Origin of the sequence: Zavarzinella sp. (assembly GCA_041399155.1) — a bacterium.
In the GTDB taxonomy this organism is placed as follows: Bacteria; Planctomycetota; Planctomycetia; order Gemmatales; family Gemmataceae; genus JAWKTI01.
The window spans coordinates 1371056-1383803 of record JAWKTI010000001.1 but is presented as its reverse complement, the minus strand read 5'-3'; the positions used below and the strand labels follow the sequence as shown (position 1 = coordinate 1383803).

Genomic DNA, 12748 nt, shown 5'->3' with positions numbered 1-12748 from the left:
AATACCGTCAACTACAAGCACGCTTGCAAGATTGAAGTGGCAGTAATTTTCGAGGACAGCTATGAAATATGGACTATGGATTGCCTTGTGGTCGCTTTGTGCAACACACGTATCTGCAGAAGACTGGTCCCAGTGGCTTGGTAATCATCGTGATGGTGTGTACCGTGAAAAAGAATTATTACAGGTTTTTCCGAAAGAGGGCCCGAAAGTAAGCTGGAAGATACCTTGTGGTATGGGATATTCTGGGCCGTCTGTTGCTCATGGCAAAGTATTCTTCACCGATCGCCAATTGGCCCAAAAAGCAGCCAATCCTGCCAATCCATTTGCGGTTTCTGGTATTCAGGGAAATGAACGGATCCGTTGCCTCGAAGAAACTACTGGTAAAGTATTGTGGGAACACGAATATCCCTGTGAATATCGAATCAGTTATCCTGCAGGCCCACGTGCGACACCCACAATTACGGAAAAACACGTCTTTTCACTGGGTGCGATGGGGGACTTCTTTTGCTATGAAATCAAAACAGGCAAAATTCTGTGGGAAAAACATTTCTTAAAAGATTTTAATGCCTCGCTGCCTTTCTGGGGATTCTCAGCCCACCCTCTGGCATATAACGATACTGTTATATGCCTCGCAGGTGGGGCACAAGGCAAAACAGTTGTTGCTTTTGATGCCGCGACCGGAAAGGAAAAGTGGTCTGCGTTGAACGTGGGTGACCCTGGTTATGCAACTCCAATAATTATCGAATTGCAAGGGAAACCGCAACTGATTATCTGGACACCCAAAGCGATTTATGGCCTGGAACCTGCCAGCGGCAAGAAAATCTGGTCATTCGACTGGACAATCAATTCCAGCTTAACTGCCGTGGTGCCACGTTTTGTCGAAAATCGCTACCTCTTTTTCAGTGCGTTCTACAACGGGTCTTTGCTGCTCGACGTTTCTGGCGACCAACCGAAAGTGGTCTGGAAAAGTAAAAGCAAGAACAATGGTTCTTCGGTAATGCCAAACAATACGCTCGATCTACACAGCATTATGTGCACCCCCTGGATTGCCGACGGAAATATTTACGGGGTATGTAGTTACGGCGAATTGCGCTGTCTTGATCTGCTGACAGGAGAGCGAAAATGGTTTACCCACGAACCGACCAGTGGTAAGTCATTACGCTGGGGGCATGCGTTTATCATTCCGACCACGGAAGGGTTTTCCTACATCTTCAATGAACAAGGCCAATTAATAACCTGTCATTTTTCCCCCAAAGAATATAAGGAAATATCGCGGGCGACGATTTTGAAGCCAACGAACAAAATGGCTACCGGCCGACCTGTAGTTTGGACGCACCCCGCTTTTGCAAATCACCATATGATCGTGCGAAATGATGAAGAAATCATCCGGATTTCCTTACAAAAGTAATCAACTTAGTAGTGATTAATCATTCAGTTTCGACTAATTCCAGAAGTCTTGCAATTGTCCGGAATTCTGATTGTCGTTGATCGGTTTTCAGTACCGCAAAGAAGCCTGCTTCATGTGAAGGTGCGTAATCATTAAAAAAATCATCGCCCACATAGGCAATTTGATTTCTATTCAAGCCCACCTGATTCTGGATAAAATCAAAAAACTGTGGGGCAGGCTTCCGTATTCCCAATCGAGAGCTGGAACAAATTCTCTCTTCACAGGCGAGTAACTCGGGAAAATGCCCGCAAATTCTGAAAAGTCGCTCATCAAAATTCGAGGCAATCCCCACTCTCAGCCCGCGTTGGGCGCAAAAATCGAAGACATTTTGGGTATCTTCATCTAGTTTCCAGTGCTCAGGTGCCGCAAAATAGTCCCAAAGCTCCTGAAAACAGTCATCTGTATCAATGTCGTCGAAAATTCCACGAATGATCTGTTGCCAGCGGTCTCTTTCCCGCACTTCGCTGGTTTGCCAGGAATTCTGCTGATCGAACGATTCCTGAAGATGAAACAGCGGAAAAAAGCTGGTACGTACTTGATCTAAAGTCTTTTGAGAGCCATACTTGCGGCCAGTTTGCCAATAAACTTCCATTACGGATTCTTTGGGAAGCAGCAGTGTGCCTACTGCGTCGAAATAAACGCATTGAATTGTATTTGGTAACATGACGATGTTGTATCAGGGAAACAGCCATTTTGGTCTCTGAGCGTTCAAAATGACTGTGAAAAGAAACCATTTTGAGCACCAGTGGACATGGCGAAAGCAACCGCAGTAGAAGTAGATAATCATCAGAATCCGTACGGATATCGTTCGTACCAATGTGCATTACTGGGGTTAATTCCCCCACTTGGAGTGCTTTTTGGCTTATCTGGCCTCATTCTGGGTGTTTTTGGCTTTCGATGGGCCCGCAAAACAAAGGGAAAGCCAGGAATAGGCTATTCGGTAGTAGCTATGGTCGCGGGGTTTATTGAATTGATTTTTCAATCGATTGGGCTAGTTATCATTGTCACTGCGAAGTAAATGATTACTTCTTGGGTGCGATTGTGGGGTTCAGCAAGGCTGGGCGGGTTTCCAGCCGATCAAAGCCGCGAATTACTTCGGCTGCAACTCGTTCATCTTCAGGAGTGCTTTTCTTCGGGTAAGACACTCGCACTTTCACCATCCAGCGAGTGCCACGTTCGCCTGGTGCTTCAAAAATGTACATCGAACCGATATAGCGGTTTTCATTCGGCCCACCATCGATATTCACTTTATACACATCGCCCAGGCGACCCATCAACGACTTGGTGGGTTTGGAAACGCGATCCCGACCGTAAACCGTTGACAGAATCGCATGCTCTTCGCCATAAGCCCCACTGATGGGGTTATCGGTAATGAACTCCGAGAGTCGTGTCGTGGGATTCAATTGCATCCACCATACGGTAGCAACGAATGTGCGATCGCCTTTTAACTTATCGAGATTTTTTTCAATCCCCAGGTAAGTGTGGGTGCGGGGGTCCAGTTTGCGAGTCAATCGTTGCGGACGAATTTCTTCCCAACCGGTCGGTGCGGTAAAGGTGGTCATCGTCGCTTCGTGGTAGTAAGTTTCACTGCGATTCGGTAGGCGGACGAGTAAAGTGAGATCCCGTCGATCTTCATAACGATCTTTTAATACATCTTCTTGCGAAAAAGCGGGTAAGGCCAACAGAACCGCACCCAAGCCACTCATCAGTTGCCAACTCTTGAACATTTTCAACTCCCAGCACCAGTTTCGTGCTCATCTATCTAGAATAATATCAGCTTCAAAAAAGATCACAAAAGTAATGAACCAGACACGCTTTGTCCTGAACAATCTTCGGTATCACTGGCAACTAAGCCTGGCACTGTGCCTCGGCACTTTTGTTTGTGCTGCCGTCATTTCAGGCTCGTTATTTGTGGGCGATTCATTAAAAACAAGCCTGAAAAATCGCGTATATCAACAATTAAACAATACCCAATACTCCTGGATGGGTGGTCGTTTTATCAACGAAAAGATCACCAAATCACTTCCAGGCATCAACCACCCGGCAATTTTGTTGCAGGGTGCGGTCTTCCGCTCAGATAACCCAACAACTTCCGTGTCTCTCATTGGCTGTGGGGAAAATTTTCACCCAGATCTGAAAGATCTTCCCGATGGCGCAATTCTACCAGCAAATACTGCTAGCAAAATTCGCGCCAAAGAAGGCGACAGCTTAGAAATTTCAGCAGAAAAAGGTGCGGCCATCCCACGCTCCTCGTTACTTGGCAAGCGGGATAAATCGTCCAGCATTGCCACGTTCAAGGTGAAAGTGGTTGCGATTTTGCCACCAGATCACCCGCTGGAATACTTTTCCTTAACTGCCAACAGTTCGCTACCCATTAATTTGTTCATGAATTTGCCGGAATTGCAAGCACAAATAGGACAATCGGGAAAAATCAACACAATCCTTTCCCATGCCCAACCGTTAGCACCCCTACAATCCGCATTTCAACAGCAGATTTCGCCGGCAGATTGGTCACTTAAAGTCCGGCCAGCAAAGAAGTTAGGAAATTACTTTTCTGTTGAAAGTGGGCAACAGATCCTGAACGATCAGATGGTATCTGCGATCCAGAAAGCCGCACAGAAACTCCGCTGGGAATCGTCCCCCACCCTGACCTATCTAGCAAATTCAATTGAACATCAGAATAAAGCGATTCCTTATTCCATCGTGGCTGCAATTTCACCCAACTCCAAAGGTACGCTTAAAGTTGATGAGAATCTCTCATTAAAGAAAAATGAAATTGCTTTGGTGAATTGGCCAGATTCCCCACTGAAAGTGCGTGTGGGCGATCAGATTACACTGCGATTTTTTGAACCTGAAATTGAAACAAAATTGCAGGAAACAAGTGCCACATTCACCTTAACGCAACTGATTCCTCTACAAGGACTTAGCGCTGATCCTGATCTGGTACCTGAGTTCCCTGGGATCACCGAAGTCGAAGACATTCGGAATTGGAAACCACCGTTCGATTATGATAATACCCGGATCAAGACAGCAGATGAACGGTACTGGAAGCAATACCGCACCACACCAAAAGCGTACATTTCGATGGATACAGCCCAGGAAATTTGGGGCAGCAAATTTGGCAAAATCACATCGGTGCGGGTTGCAACAGGTGCTGGTATTAACCCAGAGCAGCAAAATCAACTGGAAACTGCCATTTTGGCAGAACTAGACATCAAAGCAGGTGGGTTTGTATTCGATCCGGTAGAAGAACGACTGCTTGCAGGTACTGGTGGCAGCACCGATTTCGGTATGTTGTTCCTTGGCTTTAGTTTTTTCCTGATTGTAGCCGCACTGATGCTGGTCGTACTACTTACCAAGTTGAATGTCGAACGCCGAAGTGCTGAAATTGGTCTGATGCGGGCGATTGGCTACACTTCGAGCCAGATTCGGACGATTTTTGTGCGTGAAGGCATGCTCATCAGCATTATTGGTGCGTTGTTGGGGGTAGTGGGTGGTATTGTGCTGTGTCAGACCATGTTGACGATGCTTTCCACTCTCTGGCCCAGCGCAGCAGCCAAGTCAATACTCCAACTGTCTCCCACTCTACCCAGTGGAGTCATTGGCTTTGTTAGCTCGCTGGCTGTGAGCATGCTTGTAATCATCGTTAGCTTTCGCAGAAAAAGCATCGAAAACCCGATCCAATTGCTCAAACATTCAAACGAATCTGAAATAAAACTAGGCTCGCGACGCAGATTTTATCCCATTCTTGCAGGGTGTTGTCTGTTGGTAACTGCCATTTTAATGAGTTTTGCACCCAGCCTCCCACCGGGAGAACCGCAGGCCGGTGCCTTTTTTGGCAGTGGATCACTGGTTCTGACAGCGTTATTGCTACTATTTTGGTATTTGCTGAATTCGTACAGAACTGCGATGAAATCCACTTCGGGTTACGCATTGCGGAATGTTTTTCGCCAACCCACGCGAAGTTTACTGACTACAGGAATCCTGTCTGCAGCCATTTTCTTGCTAATTGCAGTAGAATCGTTCCGACGCAGTCCAGAAGACGATTTTGCCAACAAAGAAGGCGGCAGTGGGGGATTTGCGTTTTTGATGGAACTCGAAACCCCCATCTACGGGGCGATGTCGGAACGCAGCGATGATATACTGGATGCATTTGCACGAAAATGGCAGGACGAAGGGCTGAGCGGTGCTGTTCGATTGGAAAAGGAAGACGCACTAGCGAGCCAGTTACAAAACTTGAAAACTATCGGTTTACCTGTCAGTTCTGGCGACGACGCAAGTTGTTTAAATATGCAGCAAGTGACCCGCCCAAGAGTTATTGGTGTCACCAATGAACTGATCGAACGTGGTGGCTTTCAATTTTCTGCAAATTTACCGTTATCAGAGAACACGAAGAATCCATGGACACTTCTACAACTACCCGCTGAGTTGCCGAATGTCTTTGTGGAAGAGAACACTGCCAAGTGGATGTTGAAAAAATCTTTGGGAGATGAACTTGAGTTGCTTGATGAAAATGGGTTTACTTTCAAAGTAATCATTGCTGGATTGCTCAAAGACAGTGTATTTCAGAGCGAAATATTGTTGAGTCAACAACAATTTGTCAAATACTTCCCCCATCAGGATGGGAAGAAGCTTTGGTTAATTGAACAACCTGAGACAAATCAGAACCAGATTCCCGTAGCAGATATTTTTTCGGTAGGATTGGCGGATTATGGTGCCAGGATCACACCTAGTGCAGAAAAACTAAGTGCTTTCCTGCAAGTGCAGAATACATACCTCACGACATTTCAATTACTGGGAGCATTTGGCTTGATATTGGGAGCTACTGGATTAGCCATTGTTCTGTTACGCAACCTGTGGGATCGGCGGCACGAACTGGCAATGTTGCGTTCCCTTGGTTTTGCCAGCAGGCAGATACGCCAAATGGTGTTTCAAGAAAATGCCTGGCTGGTTGGTATTGGTGTTCTTCTGGGTGTGGTTGCCGGTTTCAGTGCAGTATTTCCCCACCTTTCTGCAAATAATCCATTCCCTTGGCAGAGATTATTGATTACGATATGCGGTGCGGTATCCCTTGGTTTGTTCACACTGTATCTTTCGATGATCTGGTCGTTACGTACCAACATCGTTGAAGAACTCAAAAAGCATTGAGGTGTGCGATGATTCGCTTTGGCTTGCTGGATTTTGATACTTCCCACGCAGTGGAATTTACCAGACGCCTCAACCAGGTGGGTGTCGCAGAGGACCAATGGGTGAAAGGTGGCCAGGTAGTCATTGGCTGCCCGGGTGAATCGAAACTGTCACCTGAAAGAATTCCTGGCTTTACAGACACAATGAAATCTTACAAAGTGCCTTTGGTAGAAAAACCCGAAGACATGATCGGCAAAGTGGATGTGATGCTGATCGAAGCAGTGGATGGCAGTGTGCACTTTGATCGCGCGAAACCATTTCTGGAAGCTGGGATTCCCTGTTTCATCGATAAGCCATTTACGTGTTCTGTGGCAGATGCCAAAAAGATCATTGAACTGGCCCAGAAAAAAAAGCTGCCGATCTTTTCATCTTCTTCGTTGCGATTTGCTCCAGAACTGACGGAGTCTCTGGCAGGTTTGAAGCCCACAGATATTCACGGTGCGGTGGTCCACGGTCCTGCTTCTCAGCATGATCGAAACCCTGGGCTGTTTCATTATGGCATCCATGCGGTTGAAATGCTCTACACAATTATGGGTACCGGTTGCATGCGTGTCGTAACCACCACTGACAAAAATTGCGACCTGGTAACTGGGCATTGGAAAGATGGCCGCATCGGCACTGTTCGTGGCATCCGTGCGGGTTCCAGCAGCTTTGGTGCCCTGCTCTTTCAATCGAAAGCAAACCAATATGTACCTGTAAAAACGACATATATCTACCGCGAATTGTTAAAGCAGATTGTTCAAACATTTGAAACAGGCAAGCCACCAATCCCAATTGAAGAAACTTTGGAAATTGTGGCATTTATTGAAGCTGCAAATAAAAGTGGCAACAACCACGGCATGCAAACCGAAGTAGTTATATAGCATAGCGGCTATATAAATCACGGTGCTACCAGTTTCATTTCCATTTCTCCAGATTGAGCTAACGCAACGAAGCACCTGCGATGCCCACCTGGGAGTAGCCAAAGTAAGTCAATTTGCTGAATTTGTGAAGAAACGATTGCAAAATGCCCACGTGCACGGTGAGGATCAACAACAAATTCTTCCAACATCAAATGTGCTGTCAATCCCGTACCGGGCACCACATGTTGCGAGTATGCGAGTTGGTTTGTTTCTACCGCAAGTTGCCAGATTTCATCGCATATGGCGGGATTATGCTCCAACTCTGACTTAGCTTTGATGCGAAGCTGCAACTGGAGTGCGGGATCAAATCCCAGCAGGTGCGTTTGCGGCTGGGCGGAAAGTTCCTGAACTTTATCAGAACGCATGTCTGTATGAAAATATAGTTTATTCGCAATATTGTCATACTTACGAATTACTACCATTCGCTGATTTGGTGCCCCACTCTGATTTGTTGTAGCAAATGTTAACCAGTGGAACGGTTTCCCTGGCAGTGCCGCACCTTCCAGCAAGGAATGAATTGTGTTAAAGGTGCAATCAGGTGTTTGCAAAAAGTTTTCAGGCAAATTCATGACTAATTTCTCATTCCTGGGTGCAGCGATTGTTCCAGTGCTGGCACAACCAATAGAGGATGGTCTTTAATTCAAATGGTTTCAAATCGGGCTTCATCGATAAAATCCGTGCCGCAATCCCTGCAAGGTGGGGTGTCGCCCAGCTTGTGGTTGGTTCGCGAGAAAATGGCCCCAGGTAACCACGACCGTGTGCTCGAAATTCGATGGTATCGCCCACATTGTAACCAAATTGTAACGGCGTAGGAAACAATCCCTTATCAACAGAAATTAAAGCGGTGCCAAATACCGCAGGATAACTTTTTACCAGTGGGTGTTCGTTGTGAGCGGCAGCAAACACAGAAATACCCTGGTAGTACGCTCGCTCAATTAAACGGGCAAATTGTTGCCTTTTGGCTGGCTGGATCAGCCTTGCTTCGGAAACTCCCAAAGACAGGTTAATGATCTGGCACGGCCACTTTTCCAGAATGTATTCCAATGCATGCAATAACGTGTCAATGTCTGTAGTGCCTGTATTGCCAAAAACGTCCGCGCTGTAAAGAGAAATAGCTGGTGCAATACGCAATAGAATATCTGCTACTGTTGTGCCATGAGGGGAAGACTGCTTACCCAAAAATGGGAATGGCTGTGGCTCGTTTGGGCGAAAAATCCCACCTGCTACCACTTTCATCTGGGGGTGTTTCTGTTGCAACACTTCCGTATCGACACCACTGTCCACGACTGCAACGCGAATCGCTTCGCCGTTTGCTGTTGGTTGAGTCAAAATTCGATCAGGATGAATCCCGGCGATCAAATCCTGAAACACACTCGTGGGCAATGCCGTATCATCCTGCGTATGCATCGAGTAGCTTCCTGACCAATTGAATAGATGCCAGTGCGTGCTGGATCGCAATGTCGCCATGCCGAAGATTTAACTGCCGCAACTCATCTAATAATTCTAGTTCGCTTTCACTGCTTCCTGGTAAATCAGAAATCAACTTCGCTCCCACTTGCAGGCGTTGATATGCTGCGGAGGATTCTGTTGTCGATTGTGGCTGGATATCGATACGGCCACTTTCCTGTAAAGCTCGATTGATCGCCTCCAACAGCCTTTCGCGAATATTCTTGTCTTCAAAAATCATCCGCATGATATCACAGACGATGTTTCCAAGCAGATTCGATAAGTTTTCGGCTGAAGAATCAAACGATTTGTCGCTTCGTAAAAACTGCAGAACCCCTGTATGGTGATTGCCAATAATCATTGGCACCAGCAATGCATGCCGATGAGCCACTTCAAATGGCAATAATTTCATTCCCAGTAATTCATCGTGGTAGTTTGAAGCCAGCGTACTTTTACCAATGCTTAATGCCATTGCGGCCATCGAATGTGGGAATAATTCCGGCGTAACCTCCACATGACTACCATCGATCTGATAAGCCACCACTTCCAGACGATTCCCCGCCTGCTCAAGAATTAACATCACCAATTGTTCGCAGGGAATCAAGTACTTTGCAAATCCCAGCGCGTTGGGAACGATTTCCGGCAATCCTACATGGGATGACAAGCGATTGGATTTTTCGACCAGGGGAATCAATTCCTGCACTGCATCACGGAAATTACGTAATTGTTCATGAAAAAGCCGATAATTTTTTGCTGGAACAATTTTGCGAAGTTGTTTTTCAACAGCTGCCAGAAAACTATCCCTGTTGAGATCCTGATTTTTATCCAGATAATCCCTAACGCCCATCCGAAGTGCATCTAAAGGCGTCGCCTGGTGGGCAAATCCTGTTACCAGAATTGCCACGATATCGGGTTGAAATTCAAACAGATCTTCCAATAATTGCAGACCATCGGACCCACTGCCCAGATTCCAATCCAGTATTGCGAGGTCAATGGTCTGTTCATTGGCCAGCACCAAGGCAGATTCGGCATCGGATGCTACCAGAATGTCGATGTTCCACTGTGAAGCGTTGAGCCACTCAAACAGTGTTTTGCGGACACTCTCTTCATCATCCACAATTAAAACAGTTTCAGCCATGGTGGATTGCTCGATATTGTTGATAGGCTTGCTGATATTGTCCATTCAACCAGGCAACAACTGCCAGTGCCTGGTGAAGTTGATTTGTTGAAGAAATCGCCTGACATCGATAAAAGTGGCATTGTGCGTTAACGAAATCGCCCACATGCAGTGACTGGACTGCCGCCCGTAAGTGGCGGGCCAGGCTGATCAGTGTGCCACAAATTAATGAAAGATCGGTCGTACACCTTCGGCACACTGGCTGAAAAGAATTGCTGGCGCGGCATACGGGACAAGCGATTTTTTGCAGAAAGTCCGGAATGTTGTTCTTATTCATTTCATTCATGAATTTTTCTTAATCTTCTCGTCTGCTGGAAGAACTTGGAAGAAATGCAGAACCTCAATTTTCATCCAGGTTTCCTTAACATATGAATGCGGAATCAGGAAATACTTGTCATGGAAAAAATACACGGAATGTTGGTCATCAACAAGCAGTTGGGGGTTACATCCCGTGATGCTGTTAATGAAATTCAGGATTTATTGCCCAGAAAAACCAAAATTGGCCACGCAGGTACCCTGGATCCATTAGCAAGTGGTGTATTGGTGATTGGTATAGGATTCGGCACGAAATTGGTCGAATTTGTCCAGGCGCAACCAAAAATCTATGAGGCAAATGTCCGCCTGGGTTGGACCAGTGTTACTGATGATGCGGAAGGCCCGCTGGAACAAAATCCGGTGATAAATCCACCTACGATAGAAACGATCCAGTGCCATCTGAATCAATTTGTGGGCAATATTGAACAGATCCCCCCACTATATTCTGCTGTCCACACGCAAGGAAAACGAGCATACCAGCTCGCCCGACGTGGGCAAACTGTTGAATTGTCCCCACGTTCGGTGGTGGTTCATGCGATTGAAATCGTGCATTACGAATGGCCCCACTTGAAATTGCTAATCACTTGTGGGAAAGGGACTTACATTCGTTCCATCGCACGTGATCTGGGAAAAATCCTGGGGACTGGCGGCTATCTTGCAGCACTGCAACGCACCAAGGTGGGGTCATACGCATTAAAAAACGCTGCACCACGATGTGACAGTTTGGCAGATGTCATTGCAAATTTGTTACCATTATCCACGGCTCTCACTACTTTTCCCAGTTTGCAAATCAAAGAAGCAGACGTGGTTGGATTTTGTCAGGGCAAGTTTCTGCCTTATTCCCATCCAAATGCTGCAATAGTGGTTGTTTTGAAACAAGATGGAAATCTGCTTGGTCTTGCCAGTTCAGAAAATGGCCTTTTGAAACCAGACAAAGTATTTCACCAAAACACTCAATAGACTGTCAGAATAATTGCTGCCGCAAGCAACGACCAGCCAAGTGCAACCAGAAACGGGCCAATCCTCATCTCTTTCTCATAAATCAGCAGAATTGTCTGGCTCAGTCCTAGTGTGTAGGTGGCAATCACGGCACAAAACGCCATTCCCAACACACCGTGGGCGAGAATCAGGGGCTTCAGGATGATCACCCCCACCAAAAGTGAAATCAGGTAAGACCATGACGCAAGAATGACGCGGTGCGACGTTACGAGGTGCACCACCTGAACCTGGATAAGTGCACGTATTGGCAACCGAGCAGAAAGAACGCCCAAAAGTATACCAGCTTGCCGATACTGAGTCGGGTACAGTTGATAGTAAAACCAAGGCGCGATGATTGCTGCAACAGACAGAATAGGCACCCCCACCCTGGCAATTAATGAGGAAACTCTCATTAAGATGCGAGCGGATTGATCTCGCTCTTTCCGGGCGGTGACTGAAAACAACACATCCCCTGCCCGATTGAGAAAATTATCCACCACTTCGTAAAGGGTCCAGGCTGCGAAGAAATAGCCAATTGTCTGCGTTTCAATGAAACGTGGGCCAAGTAACCGTTCCAGATTAATCCAGGCACCGTATAAGCAGGTGTTGAAGAAAATTGGCCAACCAATGTGACTGATTTCCTGCCAGGAGCGTCGATCCCAGCGAAACCTGGGTGCTGCAGGCAGGATGATGTGGCTCAGAATTGTGCGACACACATCTCCTGCCAGCAAACCCACAGCCAGGCACCAATAAGACCGATAAATTGCTGCAAGGCTGATTGTAAAGACAATACCTGCAATGGTTTGCGTCATATCCAGCCAGAACGGCCCACGATAATTCACCTGGCGATATTGCACCAGGACCATCGGATTTCCGAGCGACAGCAAAATTGGCCGCACGGCAAGAATCAGCAACGCGGTGCCGATTTCCGGTGTGTGATACCACTGCGGTAACACATATGCCAAGCCGATGGTAACACTTGCCAAAATCCCACTTCTAATGAGAAGTGCTGTCCAGATCGTGCCGACAAACTCTGGATTTTCACCATTTTCAGACCTGCCCACTGCCTGACGCAAACCCACGTCGGATAGAAATTCCAGCAAAAAAATCACAGCCAGGGCGGGGCCGAAAATCCCGAACGCTTCCGGGGTCAGCAGTCGTGTGATGGCCATGCTGCTGGCAAAGCGCAAGCCAATCATGAGAATCTGGCCCAAATAGGACCAGAAAATTCCATGGAGCAGCTTATTCAATGCCGGGGTGCGGGTAAGAAAATGGGAAAAGCGAAACTTCATGTCT

The 12748-nt window shown here is 46.8% G+C and carries 12 protein-coding genes; 5 read left to right on the top strand and 7 right to left on the bottom strand.

Annotated features, from left to right (window positions below; genetic code table 11):
• Positions 1–61 precede the first annotated feature (61 nt).
• Entirely contained in the window at positions 62–1408 is a 1347-nt protein-coding gene (locus R3B84_05800) for a PQQ-binding-like beta-propeller repeat protein (protein ID MEZ6140067.1), read from the top strand.
• Between the two features lie 19 nt (positions 1409–1427).
• Here R3B84_05800 and R3B84_05795 read toward each other — a convergent pair whose 3' ends face one another.
• Entirely contained in the window at positions 1428–2111 is a 684-nt protein-coding gene (locus tag R3B84_05795; GenBank protein MEZ6140066.1) for an HAD-IA family hydrolase, read from the bottom strand.
• Between the two features lie 87 nt (positions 2112–2198).
• Here R3B84_05795 and R3B84_05790 point away from each other — a divergent pair, with 87 nt between their 5' ends.
• Complete coding sequence (locus R3B84_05790) at positions 2199–2465, top strand: hypothetical protein (GenBank protein ID MEZ6140065.1); 267 nt, start codon at positions 2199–2201, stop codon at positions 2463–2465.
• A 4-nt stretch (positions 2466–2469) separates the two neighbouring features.
• Here the strand turns inward: R3B84_05790 and R3B84_05785 are convergent, their stop codons facing one another.
• Positions 2470–3174: a hypothetical protein gene (locus R3B84_05785; GenBank protein MEZ6140064.1), complete on the bottom strand. Its 705-nt coding sequence runs from the start codon at positions 3172–3174 to the stop codon at positions 2470–2472.
• Positions 3175–3247: 73 nt separating this feature from the next.
• On the opposite strand from R3B84_05785, the gene R3B84_05780 reads away from it, so the two are divergent.
• A complete protein-coding gene (locus R3B84_05780) occupies positions 3248–6595 on the top strand; it encodes an FtsX-like permease family protein (protein ID MEZ6140063.1) in 3348 nt (1115 codons plus the stop codon).
• Between the two features lie 8 nt (positions 6596–6603).
• Positions 6604–7497 carry a Gfo/Idh/MocA family oxidoreductase gene (locus R3B84_05775; protein ID MEZ6140062.1) on the top strand — a complete coding sequence of 298 codons (894 nt, stop codon included), beginning with the start codon at positions 6604–6606 and terminating at the stop codon, positions 7495–7497.
• 17 nt (positions 7498–7514) lie between these two features.
• Here R3B84_05775 and R3B84_05770 read toward each other — a convergent pair whose 3' ends face one another.
• From R3B84_05770 to R3B84_05755, 4 genes are read right to left on the bottom strand one after another with little or no spacing between them, the layout of a single operon-like run.
• Entirely contained in the window at positions 7515–8105 is a 591-nt protein-coding gene (locus R3B84_05770; GenBank protein MEZ6140061.1) for a pyridoxamine 5'-phosphate oxidase family protein, read from the bottom strand.
• A 10-nt stretch (positions 8106–8115) separates the two neighbouring features.
• Complete coding sequence (locus R3B84_05765; GenBank protein ID MEZ6140060.1) at positions 8116–8943, bottom strand: S8 family serine peptidase; 828 nt, start codon at positions 8941–8943, stop codon at positions 8116–8118.
• Positions 8927–10120 (bottom strand): response regulator, encoded by a 1194-nt coding sequence (locus R3B84_05760; protein ID MEZ6140059.1) that lies wholly within the window; start codon positions 10118–10120, stop codon positions 8927–8929. Before R3B84_05760 ends, R3B84_05765 begins: the two co-directional genes overlap by 17 nt.
• Positions 10113–10445: a hypothetical protein gene (locus R3B84_05755; protein MEZ6140058.1), complete on the bottom strand. Its 333-nt coding sequence runs from the start codon at positions 10443–10445 to the stop codon at positions 10113–10115. The genes R3B84_05760 and R3B84_05755 overlap by 8 nt, the downstream gene beginning before the upstream one ends.
• A gap of 110 nt (positions 10446–10555) precedes the next feature.
• Here R3B84_05755 and truB point away from each other — a divergent pair, with 110 nt between their 5' ends.
• Positions 10556–11434, top strand: a complete 879-nt coding sequence (gene truB / locus R3B84_05750) for a tRNA pseudouridine(55) synthase TruB (protein ID MEZ6140057.1) — start codon at positions 10556–10558, stop codon at positions 11432–11434.
• Here truB and R3B84_05745 read toward each other — a convergent pair.
• Entirely contained in the window at positions 11428–12744 is a 1317-nt protein-coding gene (locus R3B84_05745; protein ID MEZ6140056.1) for an oligosaccharide flippase family protein, read from the bottom strand. The genes truB and R3B84_05745 overlap by 7 nt on opposite strands.
• Between the last annotated feature and the right edge of the window lie 4 nt (positions 12745–12748).

Bases quoted from the DNA above. Each gene is read 5' to 3' on its own strand.
- R3B84_05800 (MEZ6140067.1), top strand. From the start codon at position 62: ATGAAATATGGACTATGGATTGCCTTGTGGTCGCTTTGTGCAACACAC.
- R3B84_05795 (MEZ6140066.1), bottom strand. From the start codon at position 2,111: ATGTTACCAAATACAATTCAATGCGTTTATTTCGACGCAGTAGGCACA.
- R3B84_05790 (MEZ6140065.1), top strand. From the start codon at position 2,199: ATGGCGAAAGCAACCGCAGTAGAAGTAGATAATCATCAGAATCCGTAC.
- R3B84_05785 (MEZ6140064.1), bottom strand. From the start codon at position 3,174: ATGTTCAAGAGTTGGCAACTGATGAGTGGCTTGGGTGCGGTTCTGTTG.
- R3B84_05780 (MEZ6140063.1), top strand. From the start codon at position 3,248: ATGAACCAGACACGCTTTGTCCTGAACAATCTTCGGTATCACTGGCAA.
- R3B84_05775 (MEZ6140062.1), top strand. From the start codon at position 6,604: ATGATTCGCTTTGGCTTGCTGGATTTTGATACTTCCCACGCAGTGGAA.
- R3B84_05770 (MEZ6140061.1), bottom strand. From the start codon at position 8,105: ATGAATTTGCCTGAAAACTTTTTGCAAACACCTGATTGCACCTTTAAC.
- R3B84_05765 (MEZ6140060.1), bottom strand. From the start codon at position 8,943: ATGCATACGCAGGATGATACGGCATTGCCCACGAGTGTGTTTCAGGAT.
- R3B84_05760 (MEZ6140059.1), bottom strand. From the start codon at position 10,120: ATGGCTGAAACTGTTTTAATTGTGGATGATGAAGAGAGTGTCCGCAAA.
- R3B84_05755 (MEZ6140058.1), bottom strand. From the start codon at position 10,445: ATGAATGAAATGAATAAGAACAACATTCCGGACTTTCTGCAAAAAATC.
- truB (MEZ6140057.1), top strand. From the start codon at position 10,556: ATGGAAAAAATACACGGAATGTTGGTCATCAACAAGCAGTTGGGGGTT.
- R3B84_05745 (MEZ6140056.1), bottom strand. From the start codon at position 12,744: ATGAAGTTTCGCTTTTCCCATTTTCTTACCCGCACCCCGGCATTGAAT.